This window comes from Allobosea sp. Root483D1 (assembly GCF_001429505.1).
Taxonomy (GTDB): domain Bacteria; phylum Pseudomonadota; class Alphaproteobacteria; order Rhizobiales; family Beijerinckiaceae; genus Allobosea.
Genome location: NZ_LMJW01000023.1, coordinates 59,558 through 76,551, shown reverse-complemented (window position 1 = coordinate 76,551; position 16,994 = coordinate 59,558). Strand labels below are relative to the sequence as shown.

The window sequence follows — 16,994 nt, the reverse complement described above, 5'->3', positions numbered from 1 at the left end:
CCAGACATTTGAGATGCGTCGCAAATCGGACATCCGCGCATGGCCGCTCAGCGATGTTGACTCGGAGGGGTTTCACTCCCGGTGTCTCAGCGCCTCGACAATCACCTTGAAAGCCGGGAGGTTCTGCCGGCGGCTGGGGTAATAGAGGAAGTAGCCGTCGAAGAGGGGCGACCAGTCGTCGAGCACCTGTACCAGAGCCCCGAATCCCATCTCTCGCTCGACGATGTCGTTCGGGACGTAGGCGATGCCGAAGCCGCTCACGGCCGCGTCGATCATCGCGTAGGAGTTGTTGAAGGTGAGCTGACCACTCACCCGCACTCGCAGTTCCTGCCCGTCCTTCTCGAACTCCCAGGCATAAAGTCCGCCCCCGCTCTCGTGGCGCATGTTGATGCAGGCGTGCCCGACGAGGTCCTTCGGATGGCCCGGCGTGCCGCGGGCAGCGAGATAGGCCGGTGAGGCGACCGCGACCAGGCGCCAGTCAGGCCCTATCCGGACGGCTATCATATCCTTTTCGACGCTCTCGCCCAGACGAACGCCGGCGTCGAAGCCTTCCTCGACAATGTTGCGGAACGTGCTGTCGAGGATCAGCTCGACGGTGACGTCGGGATAGTCGTGCAGGACGGGCTTAAGCTTCGGCCAGACGACGCGGTCCAGGGCGTGATCCGATAGCGTCAGCCTGATAGAACCAGAGGGCTTGTCGCGAAACGCGGATAGCGCGGCGATCTCCTCGTCGATCTCCGCCAGGCGCGGCGCGATCGTCTGCAAGAGCCGCTCGCCCGCCTCGGTCAACGCAACGTTGCGCGTTGTCCGCGTCAATAGCCGGATGCCCATCTGTGCTTCGAGCTGCTTGATGGAGTGGCTGAGCGTTGACTGGGCCACGCCGAGCCGAGCAGCAGCGCGCGTAAAGCTTCGCTCCTCCGCCACGAGCTGGAACCATCGAAGCCTGTTCAGGTCGCCGATCGACATATGGGCCCCTCACGCACGGCTCTATTATTCGATCTGTTCGATCAGTTCAATCTGTTTGCGACGACTAATAGAAGGATTACTGAACTGCTAGATCATCTCCATCGATAAGGGAGGCGCTTGCGATGGCAGCCGTTACGACCATGAACGAGGGTAGGCCCGCCGCCGCCTGGGGCGCCGTCCTGTCGATGGCGCTTTGCGTCGCGATGCTCATCGCCTCGGAGTTTATGCCGGTCAGCCTGCTCACGCCGATGGCGGCCGGGCTGAACGCGACCGAGGGCCAGACCGGGCAGGCGACCTCGGTCAGCGGGCTTTTCGCGATTGCTGCGAGCATACTCGTCACGACCGTCGCCGGTCGGCTCGATCGCAAATGGGTGCTGGTTGCGATGACGGCGCTCATGCTGCTGTCGCTCGTTCTGGTCGCGGCCTCTCCGAATTTCGCCATGCTGATGCTGGGCCGCGCGCTGCTGGGCATCTGCATCGGTGGCTTCTGGGCGCTGGCCACGGCCGTCCTCATGCGGCTGGTCCCCGCCGCCGACATGCCGCGGGCGCTGGCTCTCATGTACGGCGGCCAAGCGATCGCGGCCGCCTTCGCCGCCCCGATCGGCAGCTATTTCGGCGGCCTGCTTGGTTGGCGCGCCGTCTTCTGGATGCTGGTCCCGATCGTCGCCGTCAATCTCGCCTGGCACCTGATCTCGCTGCCGGCTCTCCCCGCCCGCGGCCGACAGGACTTCCGCGGCATGATCGGCTTGCTTGCGCGTCCACATTTCCGGCGCGGCCTCGTCGCGGCGATGCTGTCCTGGGGCTCGGCTTTCACCATGTTCACCTATCTGCGCCCTTTCCTGGAGCAGGTTACCGGCGCCGACGTCGCCGTCCTCTCGATGCTCCTGCTCCTGCTGGGCTGCGCCGGATTCGCCGGCACCTGGGCGTCCGGTCGGTTTTTTACCGGCAGCATCGCGCCCTGGCTCAGGCTTCCCGCCCTCGTCATGGCCGGCTGCACGCTCGGCCTGCTGCTACTGGGCAGTTCGGTTGTCGCTGCGGGCATGTTCCTGGCGATCTGGGGTGCGACGAACACCGCGATGTCGGTGATCTGGATGACCTGGATGTCGCGGACCGTCGACGATGAGCCTGAGGCCGCCGGCAGCCTGATGGTGGCCGCGATCCAGGCCTCGATCCTGCTGGGCGCAGTCCTCGGCGGCATCCTGCTCGACACTCTTTCGATCGCCGCAACCTTCGCAGGAAGCGTCGCACTCGCCGCCGTGGCCGTCCTGCTGATCGGCGGCGGCCGATCCCTTCTCAAGCCGAACTGACCTCAACCGCAAAGGAGCATGCCATGACCCACGAACACACAGCATCCCGGAATGATCGATCCGCTCGCCTGGACCGTCGCGGCCTCATGAAGCTGATTGGCGTGGGCGTGGCGATCGCCGCTGCCGCCTCGCTCGGCCGGAACGCCGAGGCGCAGACCCAGGCCCCCTCGGCTAGCTGGGACAAGACCTTTCCTCGCAGCGATAAGGTCGACCACCGCAAGGTGACCTTCAAGAACCGCTACGGCCTGACCCTCTCGGGCGACCTCTACCTGCCCAAGACACGCGGCGCTGACCGGCTTGCCGCGATTGCTGTCGGGGGCCCGTTCGGCGCGGTGAAGGAGCAGTCGTCCGGTCTCTATGCCCAGTCCCTGGCCGAGCGCGGCTTCGCGACGCTGGCCTTTGATGGGTCGTTCACGGGTGAGAGCACCGGCGAGCCCCGCAACGTCGCATCGCCGGACATCAACACCGAGGACTTCAGTGCAGCCGTGGACTTCCTCGGCCTGCAGCCAATGGTGGACCGCGAGCGCATCGGCGTCATCGGCATCTGCGGCTGGGGCGGAATGGCGCTGAATGCCGTCGCAGTCGACAAGCGGGTCAAGGCCGTGGTCGCGAGCACGATGTACGACATGACCCGCGTCATGTCGAAAGGGTACAATGACAGCGTGACGCTTGAACAGCGGACAAAGACGCTGGAACAGCTCAGCCGGCAGCGCTGGGAGGACGCGGCCAAAGGCACGCCGGCCTACCAGCCGCCCTATAACGATCTCAAGGGCGGCGAGGCCCAGTTCATGGTCGACTACCACAACTATTACCGCACCCCGCGTGGCTATCACCCGCGCGCGGTGAACTCCGGCAATTCCTGGACGCAGACCACGCCGCTCTCCTTCATGAACATGCCGATCCTCACCCACATCAAGGAAATCGCACCCCGGCCCGTCCTGTTCGTCCACGGCGAGAAGGCGCATTCCAGGTACTTCGCCGAGACCGCCTATGCGGCCGCGGCAGAGCCGAAGGAGCTGATGATCATCCCCGGCGCCAGCCATGTCGATCTCTACGACAAGACCGACGTGATCCCCTTCGACAAGCTGGCGAGCTTCTTCGACCGGCATCTCGTCGCCTGATCGCGAAGCACGCGGAGCCATGCCTCGCAGCTCGACCGGCGGGCCTTGAAACGACAGCTAATCAGGAGGACCGGACAATGCCGCTGAGGACCATTCGGATCGCCGGCGCGATATTCCTTGGAACAATGGGAGCAACCATGGCTCAGGAACGCATCAAGATCTCGTCGGAGTGGGGTTCGGTCACGGCTGACCTCATCGACAACGCCACCACCAAGACGTTGCTAGGCATGCTGCCGCTGACCATCCCCATGACGGATCATCTGCGACAAGAGAAGACGGGAAGCCTGCCTGCCGGCTTGCCAGCGGCGGCGCGCCAGCGGGCCTTCAAGAACGGCACGATCGGTCTGTGGGGGCCGGACCACTTCGTCGTCTACTATCGCGACGGTCAGGTCCCTCAACCCGGCATCGTCATCCTCGGAGAGGTGAAGGGCGGTGCGTCAATCTTCGATCGCGCGGGGTCGGTTTCCGTGCGGGTTGAGCGCGAGGATCGATGATGGAAGCCGCTGTCGGCCTCAACAACAACGCGGCAGTAACCATCTTCAGGTCGCCCGAGCGCCATTACCTGACATCCGATGGTAGCCCGACTGCAGACATTGGACGTGCTCGCGGTTCGATGTTGGCGGCGCCGGCCGCATCTCGGAGGTTTTCGACCAAAAGACTGGCAGGAAGCGATAGTCCCCTGTTCCTTACCGAGATGACAAATTGGCGGCGGGCCCAAGAGTCGGTTAGCCGGATCACCGTCAGACCCAGCGCCTGCTGAACGGCGCGCGCTTCCTCGCCAGGGACGATAGCGACAGCCAGTCCAGCGGCGACGATCCGGTAGGCAGCATCCACCGTCGAGACCTGGATCCGGTGGATCAGCTGCTTTCCAGCTGCTCCTGCAGCACTCCGTTGTCGCTGCTGCAAGATGCTGCGAGCGAGGATCTCGACATGCTCGTAGTCGAGCGTCTCGATGAAGGCGACCGAGTCGCGGCTGGCAAGTGGGTGCCCCTCGGGTACGACGACGGCGAGGTGATCCCGGTGATAGGGAAAGAGGGTCAGATCTCGGAAGTCCACCGCATCCCAGCAAACGCCGATATCCGCTCGTCCCTCTTCGACGCCTCTTACAACCTCCCAGATTTCGCGCTCTTCCAAGCTCACTCGGACGTCGCGATACATCTTGGCGAAGCGACCTATATCATTGGGTAGAAACTGGGCGAGCGCCGACTTGCTGCCGAAAACGCGAACCTGGCCCTGCACGCCCTGCGCAAAGGCGCCGAGGTCCGACTTGATCCGGTCGAGCATCTGCAGCGACTCCCGCGCATAACGCCAGAGCGCTTCGCCCGCGGCCGTGATCGTCACGCCGCGACGACCTCGTTCGAACAATCTGACGCCGGCTTCGCTTTCCATCTGGGCGAGGCGCTTGCTGACGGCCGAGGGCACGATCGCTTCCCTCTGGGCGGCGGCCGCGATGTTGCCTTCCTCGCAGACGGCGACGAACAGGCGCAAGGACACGGGGTCGAAACTGCGCACGAAACCTCCGGCAGAGCTTTTTCAGCCATCCCCAAGTGGAACGGCTTTGATGAAAAATGACCACGCCAGCGGTGGCTGATATTCCCTTCGGCTCGCTCTATCGTCCCGTCAACCAAAAACGGGGAGGCACCGATGGTGAAACTGGCTCTTGGTATTGTGCTGGCGGCGGCGATCGCGACGCCGGCTGCGGCGCAGAATTATCCTTCACGGCCGATCACGATGATCGTTCCCTTCGCCGCAGGGGGGCCGACCGACACGGTCGCTCGTGTGACCGCGGAAACAATGGGCCGCATTCTCGGCCAGAACATCATCGTGGAGAATGTGGCTGGCGCCGGCGGCACGACCGGCAGTCATCGAGCCGTTCGCTCCGATCCCGACGGACACACAATCCTGCTCAACCATCTCGGACTCGCGACGGCCGTCACCCTCTATCGCAAGCTGCCTTTCGATCCGACGGCCGATCTCAGGCCAGTCGGCGTCGTCTCGGATGCCAGCATGGCGATCATCGCCCGGCCGGGATACCAGCCTGAATCGCTCGCGGATCTGATCAAGGACGTCAAAGCGCGCGGGCAGGATGTGACATTTGCCCATTCGGGCCTGGGCGCCTCCTCGCAACTCTGCGGGCTGCTGTTCATGGCGGCCGTGGACAAGAAGCTCACTCAAGTGCCTTTTCGGGGCGGCGGGCCGGTATTGCAGGCGCTGCTGGCGAACCAGGTCGACCTTGGCTGCGAGCAGGCCACCACTGCCGCGCCCCAGCTGCAGTCGAAGAGCATCAAGGGCTATGCCGTTACGAGCACGCAGCGAATCCCCGCGCTTCCCGGTGTGCCCACCGTAGTCGAAGGCGGCCTTCCCAACATGGAAATCAGCGTGTGGCACGGCCTTTTCGTGCCTGAGAAGACCCCTGACTCCGTGGTTCAGACGCTGTCGGCAGCATTGGTGAAGGCTCTACAGGACCCCACGCTCGCCAGACGCTTCATTGACATCAGCACAGTACCGACGCCGGAAAAAGCCACGCCGCATTCCCTGGCCCAGACCCTGAAGGGCGACATCGGCCGCTGGCGTCCGCTGATCGAAGCCGCCGGCCAGTTCGCCGACTGAACCAGCCGATCTCCTCCATCAGGAAGCATTCTAAATGCGTATCGTCGACATCCGGGAGCGCACCGCTCCGATCGCCTCGCCCATCGCCAACGCCTTCATCGACTTCTCCAAAATGACACTGAGCCTGGTTGCGGTCGTCACCGACGTCATCCGCGACGGCAAGCCGGTCATCGGATACGGCTTCAACTCGAACGGCCGCTACGGTCAGGGCGGGCTGATCCGCGAGCGCTTCGCCCCACGTATCCTCCAGGCGGCGCCCGAGAGCCTGCTCGATGCCGAGGGCGGCAATCTCGACCCCGGCAAGGTATGGGCCGCAATGTTCACCAATGAGAAGCCAGGGGGCCATGGCGAGCGTTCCGTCGCGATGGGCACGATCGACATGGCGGTCTGGGATGCCGTCGCGAAGATCGCGGGCAAGCCGCTCTTCCGTCTGCTGGCGGAACGTGCCGGCCTTACCGCCGATCCAAGGGTCTTCGTCTATGCCGCCGGCGGGTACTACTATCCCGGCAAGGGGCTGGAGGGTCTGGCGGCCGAGATGCAGGGCTACCTCGACCGCGGCTACACGGTCGTGAAGATGAAGATCGGCGGCGCGCCGCTGGCCGACGACTGCAAGCGCATCGAGACGGTACTGAAGTTGCTGCCAACCGGCTGCAAGCTCGCGGTCGATGCCAATGGCCGCTTCGATCTCGACACCGCCATCGCCTATGCCACGGCACTGCGGCAATATGCCCTGTTCTGGTACGAGGAAGCGGGTGATCCGCTCGACTACGACCTCCAGGCGAAGCTGGCAGAGCACTATCCCGGCCCGATGGCGACCGGGGAGAACCTGTTCTCGATGCAGGATGCGCGCAACCTCATCCGCTATGGCGGCATGAGGCCGGACCGGGACTGGCTGCAGTTCGACTGCGCGCTGAGCTACGGCCTCGTCGAATATCTCCGCACGTTGGAGATGCTGAAGGCCAATGGCTGGTCTTGGCGCCGCTGCATTCCCCATGGCGGCCACCAGATGTCGCTGAACATCGCAGCGGGCCTCGGCCTCGGCGGCAACGAATCCTACCCTGATCTGTTCCAGCCCTATGGCGGCTTCCCACACGGCGTGCGCGTCGAGGCCGGCCACATCATGATGCCGGACCTGCCGGGCATTGGCTTCGAGGGCAAGGCCGACCTTATCGCAGAGATGCGTAGCCTCGCCGCATGAGGCTAGAGGCGCCGTCCTTGCGCCAATAGCTGAACTTGGCGCGGTGCCCGGAAGCAGAAATTTCGCTGACGTGGGTGTTCTCGGCCGGTGATGCTTCAACGTATATCTGAGGCCAAATCGCTCCCATCTGCGACGAAAGGAGCTTTTCAGGCCGGCTAGACCGAAGCCGTTCCGGGTATATCGTTGCCAGGTCAGGGCTGCGTCGCCCCACCAGCGGGGAAGAGCGTGATCTCCCGGAACGAAAGCATCCTGCCTTGCTCGGTGCCGCTGGAGTCAATCTGGACTCACATGCCAACCTTGACCGAGACCTGCCTGCCCACGAGCCCTCGCGGGATAGCCGTCGCCTTGTTCCATGGCGCACAGGCTGGAGCGACACAGAGGCCGTCGTGCTTCTTTCCGAAGTCGTCGACGACCGTTAGGTAACAGTTATCGCCGCAGGTGAACTCGGCGATCCGGCCATTGAGCGTGTCCGGAGCGCTCGCCTGCGGCTGGGGTCGTGGTTTAGTCGCAACCCGATCGGCGATTGCGGGAAGCCAGCGCGAGCCGAGCTGCGTCCTGAAGTCGTCCGAGGTCAGCACCGTTCCGAGATATCGGAACTGGAGATCGGAGAAATGGAAATAGTGCGAGCCGATCGGCCCGTCCTCATTGAACTGTCCCGAGAGGACGATCAGCGAACTGCCCAATCGGTATTCGGCGGCCTTGAATTTGGGATCGACCACTCCCCAGCCAGACACCGAACCCGGAAAGAACGCGACGTCTCCGGTCTGTATGTCGACGACAGCACCCGTCATGCAGGACGTCCCGCAACCCCATTCGGCGACTACGAGGCGGCCGGCGAAGTTGGGCGCTCCATTTGCGGCGGCGCGGAGGCGGGTGCGGTAGGCACGCTTGTCAGGAGTGTCGAGGACGGGCGCTGTGCGTGCTCCGTGAGCGCGGCTGCGGCCGGATACTCGGCGAACGTTCCTGGTGGGGATCGAACGGGGCGGGTGTCGGGGGCGAATGGGGGAGCGCTTTGTCCCGCAGCCGTGCTCGGTGGTGTTGGGCTCGATGGCGGAGGCGCAGTGAGCGGCCGCGTCGATGCCGTCTCCGGTGCCTTTCCAGAAGATCCTGGGTCGAATTTCCTCGCCTCGATCCCATTACGCTGGGCGTCGTCGAGATTGAGCCAGCGCATGTCCTCGGGCGGTGCGGAGGTGATGTAGATGATGGCCGAGGTGGGCAGGTTGAGCTGATTGAGGCAGGCGCCAACGAGCGCGTTTCCGGTCGACGTCGGCATCCGTCGTCCGTCGGATTCCAGGTAGGCTGCATGAAAGCCCACTCGCCCATTCGGCGACAGGAAGCGAGGGGAGCCGGCCAGCCAGGCAAGCGCGCAGGCTGAGGCGCACTGGAAGCCGTCCGGAACGACCGTAGCGAAGCCCTTGAGCCGAATGGCCTTGCCGATCTCGAGGCCCGGCAAGAGCAGTCCGCCATTGCTGTTCAGGATTACGACGGCCGACGAGTGCGCGAGCGCCACGTTGGCGAACGCCTTGTCGTCGCCACTCGCCAGATCACCGCGAACGAGGATGATCGCCGGGCCGCCGTTCGTTCCGGGAATTGCAGAGATATCGGCTGCCTGGGACGGGGCGGCGAGACCAACGATGGCCGCCGCCAAGCTCCACAACCACTCTCGCAACGCACGCATTTCGGCCCACCCAGCGTTCGGCTAGCCCGAAACTAACGACAATTTGTACAGAAAAACGCGGACTGGAAAAGGACGAAGCTGCTTCGTGGTTAGGGCGTGTCGGAACGTCGGGGCGCTACGGCCTATTGCTTGAAGCAATTCTCCCGATGCCATTACAGGAAGCTCGGATGGGGCGCTCGTGCGGATTGGGCGGCGCGTAAGCTCGCCCGGTTTTGTTGACGAAGCCGCGATCCCGTCTGGGTCGTTGGCCTGGCGAGAAATCAGAATGTCGAGGTTTATCGGAGAGCGGACGTTCGCCGCGCGGCCGCCCCGTGGCTGGAGTTGAACGACCGGCAAGGCCTTGCGGCGGCAAAGGTAAGCCATACCTGAACTGGATACCGACCCAGCCCATTAAAGATGTCGCTTCAGGAGCAAGCCATGGACGTTTCCGAGGCATTGGAGTCGATTGTGGTGGTTCGCTCCAGCATACCAGATGACGCATTCACGGCGTCTGCGCTGGGCACCCGGCGGGAGGGCAGCGGCGTGGTCATCCGGGATGACGGCCTCGTCCTGACCATCGGCTATCTCATTACCGAAGCCGATGAAGTTTGGCTGACGACGCAAGGTGGCCGGGTCGTACCGGCCCATGCGCTCGCCTATGATCAGGAAACCGGCTTTGGGCTGGTACAGGCGCTCGGTAGCCTCGGCCTGCCCGCGATAGAGTTCGGTGACGCAACCGAGGCTGAAGTCGGTGATGCTGTCGTGCTCGGGGACGGCAATGGCCAAGCCGTCCAGGCCAACATCGTCGCGCGGCAGGAATTCGCCGGCTATTGGGAGTACCTGCTCGAGGATGCGATCTTCGTTGCCCCGGCTCATCCGTCTTGGGGTGGGGCCGCGCTCATCGACGAGGACGGCAAGCTCCTCGGCATCGGCTCGCTGTTACTCCAAGTAGCCCAGGGCGAGGAGGTCTCCGACGTCAACATGATCGTTCCGATCGACCTGCTGTCTCCCATCCTCGACGACTTGCTACGCCAGGGAAGCGTGGACAAGCCACCACGCCCTTGGCTCGGCGCCTTTGCGGCAGAGAGCGATGGCAGTGTCGTCGTGATGAGCGTAGCGGAAGGCGGCCCGGCGGCCGAGGCGGGGCTTCGTTCGGGAGACATCATCTCGGATGTCCAGGACGGCGAGGTCGAGGATCTCGCCGACTTCTATCGGAAGCTATGGGCGATGGGGCCGGCGGGATCGGAAGTTCCGCTCCGGATCGTGCGCGACGGTCGTGAGGCATGGCTTCGCGTCAAGTCATCAGACCGCGGCAGCTTCCTCAGAAGGCCCACTATCCAATAGCGGTTGCTCCCACGACAAGCCAGTTCGCTCTAGAAGCGTTTCGCCGAGGACCAAGGAAGGGGTCACGCGACGAGACGCGCCACAACCCGACATCAGCTACTCGCCAGAAACCAGACAGTCGGAGACACTGGTCACACTGACGCTTACCGATCCAATCAAGATCTAACGTGGGCAAGTCGCCTCGTGGGCTGGCTGACGCTAACTCGCATCCGCTGTCATCGCCTCTCGTCCTATTCGAAAAAATTTCCGCGCAACTGGGCGTCAGGTGCAACGCAATGAGGCGACGCACTTTCGATAGACCCATGCGGTGCCGGGCTTAGGAATAATCCTAGCGCGGCCGCTGCATTTCAGAACGCCGCAGGACGCTTTCGAGGTGCCTCGCGGTACTTCGCAACCCACGCCACCTGGCTATGAACCGCACCGGGTTTCCCGGAGGCTCCAACTCCTGAGTATCGGTGTTGGTCAAGCACGGGTCGCGGTCAATTGACGGCCGTTGCGTCAAACGGCGGCAGCAAGGCGCAGCCGTCGTCGATGAGTAGCTGCCGCTTTGCGTGCAGCACTATGCCGAGTGCGCGGTCGGCGTTCGTGACGCCTTCCAGCGGGACATAGCAGTCGCTGCGGAGCGACCAATCGGGCTCGAAGATGGGCGGCTCGGTGTAATGTGCCTCCAGATCGTGTCTGCGCTCGATCAGGACAGTGCTGATTTCATGATCGATGTGCCCATTCATGGGGAGCAGAGCCGGGATCAGCGTGCGGCAGGCTGCGGGCGTGATCAGATAGGCGAACGTTCCGTTGAAGAAGTAGATCCGCGCCAGTTCCGAGCCTTGGGGCCTCTCGGCCATGCCATTCATGATGGCGCGGCCGAGAAAAACAAGACCGGCCTTGGGCGGGATGGCGCCGAGGACGTTACGGAATCGGTTCGCATCGAAACTCGCGGCCGGGTTGGCATCGTCTTCGAAGACCAGCAGCCGCGGCATCTTGTTGGCGATCAACCACTGCCAGGTGGCGATATGCGAAAGGAAACAGCCGATCGCGGGCCGCGTGAGTGTGAAATGGCTCTGCGGGGCTGCTTCGATCTGTGCAGCCGGTTGGCACGACAGGGGTGCAATGGCCTCCAACGATAACCGGGCGCCCTCGACCGCTGGCACCTTGATCAGTTTGTTCAGTCCGATAGCGGCCATGCGCTTCGAGATGGCGTTCCACTTGTCCGTTCGATGCGGAATATTGATCACGGCGACGGGCAGGTCGATGCCAACCGCCTGAGCACTGTCCCCATCGAACGCGATGTCCGGTTTGGGAACGAGCTGCAGCATATGATCCATGTCTGGCTTGGTGCGAATCGGACGACAGCCCCCTTTTGATCTTCGTCAGCGGACATTTCAGCGCGGAGACGTGCGCATTGTCACTGGAAAAAGAACGAAATGTACTCACCTTTATGGATCACTTCGAATTTGCGCCCCGCGATGGCTGAGAACAGGGTCCGGCTGGTGCCCTGCCCCGGGAACAGCCAATCATGCGTCTCCGCGATGAGCAGATCGGTGCGATCGAGCCAGCCCGTGTTCGAGCGGAACAAGGCGTCTTCGCCACCCTCGATGTCGACTTTGACGATGAGATTGCGCGTGGCGCCATACCGCCGCATGAGGCCGTCGATGGTGACGGCGGCGATCGCGCTTTGCGCGCCGGCCTGGGCCGGCCGCACCCGATAGGCGAACTTTTCGGCATGGGGGTCCACCAACTCAAGGTCGGTTTCCCGGTCGTGCACGGCGGCTTCGACGATCTCGATCAGGGGATTGTGCTGCGTGTTCTTACGCGCAAGCTCCGCGTTGTCTCGCGCGGGCTCAATGCCGACGATCCGCGCTGCCGGCAAATGCAATGCGAAGTATAGTGTGCTGAGCCCTATATTGGCGCCGCAATCGACGACGAGCGGGGTCTCGCCGGCGGCGATCAGCCGGTCATAGGCCGCGCGGATCCAGGCGAATTGCGGGGCGGTGCTGATGTTGAATTCTTCCGTGCGGAAGATCTGCTCGAGGACCGCGTAGTCGCTAGTGCCGTCGCGGATCCAAACCGGGCCGATGCGATCAACATCAATTCGCCGTAGAGCCGGTGAGATCTCGGTCATGGGCTTGCTCCTCAAGTTCGGAGGCGGCGGGAACGCTACTGGCAGAATGCCGGAGTTGGACAACCTGCTGTTCGTGAACTCGCCGATGTAAAATGCATCTGATGCCAAGGCTTGCCAGAAATAGGTTCGGGCCCCCAAATTCATGCCGATGGGCGTGCCGAGCGTGTCGCACGTCAGGTTGCATGATCCCGGACGAGTTGCGCCAACTGCAGACATTGCGTCACTGTCCAGAAGCAGACCTATCAGCGCGGGCGCAGGACCGGGCGGAACTGGACAGGGACTCGTATAAGCGGACTTCCACGATGTTCCGTTTCAACTAGCCTTCCGCCTCGATTCCTGCCGAACGCAGATGGGCTCGGACGCGCTCGCGGAGAGCCGCGGGCACATGGGCGATCAGCCGCTCGAAGCGCTTGGTCGAGAAGCCGCTGTCGATACTGCGCAAGGCGCGCGCCGCACCGCGCGCCTCGTCGAGGCGGCCCAGTTCGACGAGAGAAGCGATCAATGCGATCTGAGACCAGGTTTCGTTGGCCTGAAGCTGCGTCGCGAGACGTGCCGCGATCACGGCGTCTTCATAATCGCCGAGGCTGAAATGGCAAAATGAGCGCAGCGTCAGGAACATGCTGCGCAGCGGATCCTTCGGACTCAGGCGAAGCGCGACCTCGATCTCGGCGAGGGCTTCGGTCGGTGCGCCCGAATAGATGAGCGCCTGCGCGAGGCCGAAATGGGCTTGCGCGTAGCTCGGGTTCATCTCGGTGGCCGACCGCAAATGGATCAGAGCGCGGTCGAGATCGCCTGCGAGTGTCAAAAGCCGGCCCAGAACCACATGGCAAAACACATTGCCATCATCGAGAAGCAGCGCCCTGCGTGTATGGGCGAGGCCCTCGGATATCGCCGCGACAGGATCGGGCGCAAAATACCAGACCGCCTTGACGAAGGCGGCATAGCCGAGCCCCGCATACGGCAAGGCGAAATCCGGCGCATGTTGCAGCGCCTGGCGGAAAAGCCTCTCGGCTGTCTCGATATCCTCCCGCGTGAAACGGTAGGCATGCCAGAGGCCCCGGTGAAACAGCTCCCAGGCGTCCAGTTCGCTTGGCAGCTTGCGAGCGGCGCGCTCGCGCTCCTCATGGCGGACCTCGGCATCGAGGCTGCCGACGATACTGGCGACGATGTCGTCCTGCATCGCGAAGATATCGGCCAGGTCGCGATCATAGCGATCGGCCCAGACGCAGCGGTTGCCGAGCGCATCGATCAGCTGGACCGTGACGCGCAACCGCCCGGCAGCCAGCCGCAGGCTGCCCGCCAGGGCGTAGCGCACCGAAAGCTCCGCTGCGGCAACGGCAGCCGTCTCTGGCGCGCCCGAGAAGAGTGCGCTCGACTGTCGCGCGATCACCGTAAAATCGCGCCGGCGCGACAGCTCGGTGATCAGATCTTCCGAAAAGCCCTCGGCGAGAAAGGTACGATCGAGTTCGCCCGCCAAGCTGACGAAGGGCAGCACGGCGATGGCGAAGCCCCGTGGCTGCGCCAATCCGCTCGACGCCCGTCCTGCAGCTTCGGCTACCGGTAACGGAAGCCCTGGCGCCGCGACGCCTTCGGCTGCAATCAGCTTGGCGAATTCAGCGGTCTCGGCCGAAGGCTCCACGCCGAGTTCGCGCTTGAGGATGTCGCGGCAAGTCTGGAACTGCGCCATCGCCTGCGAGCGCTCTCCGGACGCAGCCAGCAGACGCATGAGAAGCCTGTAACTCTGCTCGCGCAGAGGATCGAGCGCGACGAGGCGTTGCGCGAGCAAGATGGCCTCGTCGAGGCGGCCGACCTGCTCATGGGCCGCGATCGCCTTCTGCGCGGCGCTTTGGGCCAGTCCCCGGCAACGTGCGCGTTCGAAGGAGAGCCAATCGTCGAAGGGTTCTGAAGGCGAGGCTATCCCGTCGAGAAATTGCGATCGCATCATGGCGTCGAGTTGCTGGTCCGGGATGGAACCCGTTCCCGCCGCCGCGAGCCGATCGACATCGGTCGCAAGGTTGCCGGGCAGCAGGGCAAGCGTATCGCGCTCCGCGGCCAGCACCTCGCTGCCAAGCGCGCTTCGGATCGCTGCGACTGCATTGCGAAGGCTGCCGCGCGCCTGCTGGTCGAGCCGGTCGCCCCATAGCAGCATGGCGAGCTTTTCGCGCGCATGCGCCTGTCCGGCCGGAAGCGCGAGATAGGCGAGCAGGAGTTGCGCCTTGCGGGTCGGCAAGACGATGGGCTGCCCATCGGACGACCGCAGCTCGAAGCCGCCCAGAAGGTCGAGCGCGTATCTGGGACCCGTCGTGGACTCCGTGCCGATCATCGCTGAACGAGCCCCATGCGCGAATTCCTGCCGATTTAACGCAAGTTTCACGCCCGTTCCACGGCGAATGGATGGCTCCCGGATAATTCCAACTCACCGCCGCAACACGATCCGATCCCGGAGGCGGCGAGAGAAGAGCGGAGCCCCCATCATGAAAGCCCTCACCAATCCATTCCTCTCCGAAATCGCCGATCTGTCGGAGATCATCAAGCCGCGCCGAAAGACGCTGGTCGATCGGCTGATCGGCCGACTGGCAGTCGGCCATATCCGCAGCGGGCAATCCCTCTACGAGGTTCACGGTCCGTATGTCGTCCCGGGCCGGTCGGAACAGTCGCCTCGCCGCCCGTTCGCGCCGTTGATCGCGATGCTGAAGGAGTTTGGCCGCCGGCAGAATTTGCGCCGCGCGATGCACGACATGTCTCAGCTCGACGAGCGGATGTTGAAGGACATCGGACTCACCCGCCCTGAGATCGAGGTCGCCGCCAGGGGCTATTTGCGACGCGACACCATCAAAGGAACCCGAAAACTCCGGCCTGTCTGAGTGACAGGCCGGCCGCCGTCGCCATTCCCGAGTCAATAGAGAAAACCGATAGCCATGTGCATCAACGACATCCGCGGCCAGGCCCTGACGGGCGGAACTGCCGACACCGCTCTCATCTATTCGAACGCCGTCAGCCAGTTCGCCATCTTCGCTGGAGATCCGGTCAGCTCAGCCGAAGGATTGATCCAGAATCAGCCCGGCCTCGTGATGGGCCATGCTCTCAAAGCCTGGCTTTATCTGCTCGGATCGGCGCCTGCCGCCGTCCCTGTCGCCAAGGCGACGATCGAAACGGCGAAGACACTGCCGATGAATCGTGGCGAGCGCGGCCATGTCGCAGCGCTCGATCACCTCGCGGCCGGACGCCTGCACGAGGCCTCGCGCGTGATCGAGGACGTCGCGCTTGAAAATCCGCGGGATCTGCTGGCTCTGATCGCCGGCCACCAACTCGACTACTTTACCGGCAACGCCCGCATGTTGAGAGACCGTGTCGCGCGAGCGCTTCCGGCCTGGTCGCCGGGCACGCCGGGCCGTCATTCCGTCCTGGCCATGTATGCCTTTGGACTGGAGGAGAACGGCCAGTACGGCGCGGCCGAGCGCCACGGCAGAGCGGCCATCCTGGAGGAGCCGCGCGACGGCTGGGCGAGGCATGCCGTCGCCCATGTCCTGGAAATGGAGGGCCGGCATGACGAAGGCATCGCCTTCATGCGCGAGGATCTTCAGAGCTGGACGACGGACAGCTTCATCGCCGTTCACAACTGGTGGCATCTGGCGTTGTATCATCTGGAGCTCGGCCAGATCGACGAGGTGCTCGAACTGGTCGATGGGCCGATCACGACCCTCGCCGAACCGCAGATGCTCGACCTCGTCGATGCCTCGGCGATGCTATGGCGGCTGCATCTGCGAGGGGTCGAACTCGGCGCGCGCTGGCGCAGGCTTGCGGAGCGCTATCAGGCGATCTGGGCGCCCGGCGGCTATGCCTTCAACGACCTTCACGCAATCATGGCCTTCGTGGGAGCCGGCCGCCGCGATCTGATCCAGGCAACGCTGGAGGCGCAGGCCTTCGCCGCGCTGGCGGCGAGCGACAATGCCGCCTTCTCGCAGGAGGTCGGCTATCCGTTGATGAAGGCCTTCGCCGCCTTCGGCGTGGGGCATTATGGCGAGACGGTGCGCCTGATTCGGCCGGTACGGGCGATCGCGGCGCGCTTCGGCGGCAGCAACGCCCAGCGCGATATTATCGACCTGACGCTGATCGAGGCCGCATTGCGCGCCGGCGACCGTTCACTCGGCCAAGCGTTGGCGGCCGAGCGGATCGCTGCCAAGCATGAAAGTCCGCTCGCCAAGCTCTTCGCCCGCCGCGCCAGCGGTACGGTCTGCGGTGAGTGCGAAAACGGTGATTGCCGAAATTGATGGGCAGGACGGCCGCCCTTGCCTCCACGCTCGGCTTGCCGAACAGCGAAGTAAGCCATGCCAACGCAATGCAATTGCGCCAGGAGCGAGCGTGAGTGCCCCGCAAGACGAACGCTCTTGCATTTTGCACCTGTCATCTTGGAACCGTCATGAACGCCAAACGGCGCGACGGCCACCGCCGCGCCGTTTGCTGTCGATTGCGAGATTGAACATCGCCAAATCTCGCACGCGTCGATCATGCTGCAGCGGTGTCCGGATCGCCCAGATGTGGCACGGCATCAGCGGCGGTTTTGGGCCGATGATGCGCCCGGTGTTCTAAGGCGGACGCTGATGGATCGGTTGAGCTTCGACAAGCATGACGGATCCTCCATCGGAATGCCGCATCCGAAACCATTATAACT

General features: G+C 63.8%; 15 protein-coding genes and 1 pseudogene. 8 read left to right on the top strand and 8 right to left on the bottom strand.

Features of this window, described 5'->3' with window-relative positions; translation table 11 throughout:
• Positions 1–72: 72 nt before the first annotated feature.
• Positions 73–966 (bottom strand): LysR family transcriptional regulator, encoded by an 894-nt coding sequence (locus ASE66_RS29450; protein ID WP_057193550.1) that lies wholly within the window; start codon positions 964–966, stop codon positions 73–75.
• 122 nt (positions 967–1,088) lie between these two features.
• Here ASE66_RS29450 and ASE66_RS29445 point away from each other — a divergent pair, with 122 nt between their 5' ends.
• The 3 genes from ASE66_RS29445 to ASE66_RS29435 all read left to right on the top strand — a co-directional run bounded on the left by ASE66_RS29445 (position 1,089) and on the right by ASE66_RS29435 (position 3,888).
• The gene (locus tag ASE66_RS29445; RefSeq protein ID WP_057193549.1) at positions 1,089–2,273 is read left to right on the top strand and encodes an MFS transporter; all 1,185 of its coding nucleotides are present in this window, start codon (positions 1,089–1,091) and stop codon (positions 2,271–2,273) included.
• A gap of 23 nt (positions 2,274–2,296) precedes the next feature.
• Positions 2,297–3,394 carry an alpha/beta hydrolase gene (locus tag ASE66_RS29440; RefSeq protein WP_057193548.1) on the top strand — a complete coding sequence of 366 codons (1,098 nt, stop codon included), beginning with the start codon at positions 2,297–2,299 and terminating at the stop codon, positions 3,392–3,394.
• A 77-nt stretch (positions 3,395–3,471) separates the two neighbouring features.
• Complete coding sequence (locus tag ASE66_RS29435) at positions 3,472–3,888, top strand: cyclophilin-like fold protein (RefSeq protein ID WP_236846847.1); 417 nt, start codon at positions 3,472–3,474, stop codon at positions 3,886–3,888.
• Between the two features lie 64 nt (positions 3,889–3,952).
• Here the strand turns inward: ASE66_RS29435 and ASE66_RS29430 are convergent, their stop codons facing one another.
• Positions 3,953–4,906 carry a LysR family transcriptional regulator gene (locus ASE66_RS29430; protein WP_082613843.1) on the bottom strand — a complete coding sequence of 318 codons (954 nt, stop codon included), beginning with the start codon at positions 4,904–4,906 and terminating at the stop codon, positions 3,953–3,955.
• Positions 4,907–5,038: 132 nt separating this feature from the next.
• Between ASE66_RS29430 and ASE66_RS29425 the strand changes: the two genes are divergently transcribed.
• Together ASE66_RS29425 and ASE66_RS29420 are read left to right on the top strand one after the other, a co-directional pair.
• Positions 5,039–6,004 carry a tripartite tricarboxylate transporter substrate-binding protein gene (locus tag ASE66_RS29425; protein WP_057193547.1) on the top strand — a complete coding sequence of 322 codons (966 nt, stop codon included), beginning with the start codon at positions 5,039–5,041 and terminating at the stop codon, positions 6,002–6,004.
• Between the two features lie 34 nt (positions 6,005–6,038).
• Positions 6,039–7,202 carry a mandelate racemase/muconate lactonizing enzyme family protein gene (locus tag ASE66_RS29420; RefSeq protein WP_057193546.1) on the top strand — a complete coding sequence of 388 codons (1,164 nt, stop codon included), beginning with the start codon at positions 6,039–6,041 and terminating at the stop codon, positions 7,200–7,202.
• 284 nt (positions 7,203–7,486) lie between these two features.
• Here the strand turns inward: ASE66_RS29420 and ASE66_RS29415 are convergent, their stop codons facing one another.
• Both ASE66_RS29415 and ASE66_RS29410 read right to left on the bottom strand, forming a co-directional pair.
• Positions 7,487–7,993 (bottom strand): hypothetical protein, encoded by a 507-nt coding sequence (locus ASE66_RS29415; protein WP_156412393.1) that lies wholly within the window; start codon positions 7,991–7,993, stop codon positions 7,487–7,489.
• 29 nt (positions 7,994–8,022) lie between these two features.
• Positions 8,023–8,850, bottom strand: coding sequence for a hypothetical protein (locus ASE66_RS29410; protein ID WP_156412392.1), 828 nt, complete (start codon positions 8,848–8,850; stop codon positions 8,023–8,025).
• Positions 8,851–9,297: 447 nt separating this feature from the next.
• On the opposite strand from ASE66_RS29410, the gene ASE66_RS29405 reads away from it, so the two are divergent.
• Positions 9,298–10,203, top strand: coding sequence for a S1C family serine protease (locus tag ASE66_RS29405; protein WP_057193850.1), 906 nt, complete (start codon positions 9,298–9,300; stop codon positions 10,201–10,203).
• A gap of 479 nt (positions 10,204–10,682) precedes the next feature.
• On the opposite strand, the gene ASE66_RS29400 is transcribed toward ASE66_RS29405, so the two are convergent.
• The 3 genes from ASE66_RS29400 to ASE66_RS29390 all read right to left on the bottom strand — a co-directional run bounded on the left by ASE66_RS29400 (position 10,683) and on the right by ASE66_RS29390 (position 14,645).
• Positions 10,683–11,525 carry a glycosyltransferase family 25 protein gene (locus tag ASE66_RS29400; protein ID WP_057193543.1) on the bottom strand — a complete coding sequence of 281 codons (843 nt, stop codon included), beginning with the start codon at positions 11,523–11,525 and terminating at the stop codon, positions 10,683–10,685.
• A gap of 80 nt (positions 11,526–11,605) precedes the next feature.
• Positions 11,606–12,322 (bottom strand): FkbM family methyltransferase, encoded by a 717-nt coding sequence (locus ASE66_RS29395; protein WP_057193542.1) that lies wholly within the window; start codon positions 12,320–12,322, stop codon positions 11,606–11,608.
• A gap of 316 nt (positions 12,323–12,638) precedes the next feature.
• Entirely contained in the window at positions 12,639–14,645 is a 2,007-nt protein-coding gene (locus tag ASE66_RS29390; protein WP_057193541.1) for a BTAD domain-containing putative transcriptional regulator, read from the bottom strand.
• 151 nt (positions 14,646–14,796) lie between these two features.
• On the opposite strand from ASE66_RS29390, the gene ASE66_RS32560 reads away from it, so the two are divergent.
• Together ASE66_RS32560 and ASE66_RS29380 are read left to right on the top strand one after the other, a co-directional pair.
• Entirely contained in the window at positions 14,797–15,186 is a 390-nt protein-coding gene (locus ASE66_RS32560; RefSeq protein ID WP_057193540.1) for a DUF1127 domain-containing protein, read from the top strand.
• 54 nt (positions 15,187–15,240) lie between these two features.
• Positions 15,241–16,593, top strand: a complete 1,353-nt coding sequence (locus ASE66_RS29380; protein ID WP_057193539.1) for a tetratricopeptide repeat protein — start codon at positions 15,241–15,243, stop codon at positions 16,591–16,593.
• A 177-nt stretch (positions 16,594–16,770) separates the two neighbouring features.
• Here the strand turns inward: ASE66_RS29380 and ASE66_RS33520 are convergent.
• Positions 16,771–16,896: pseudogene (locus ASE66_RS33520) on the bottom strand (integrase); the annotation flags it as partial.
• Positions 16,897–16,994 lie beyond the last annotated feature (98 nt).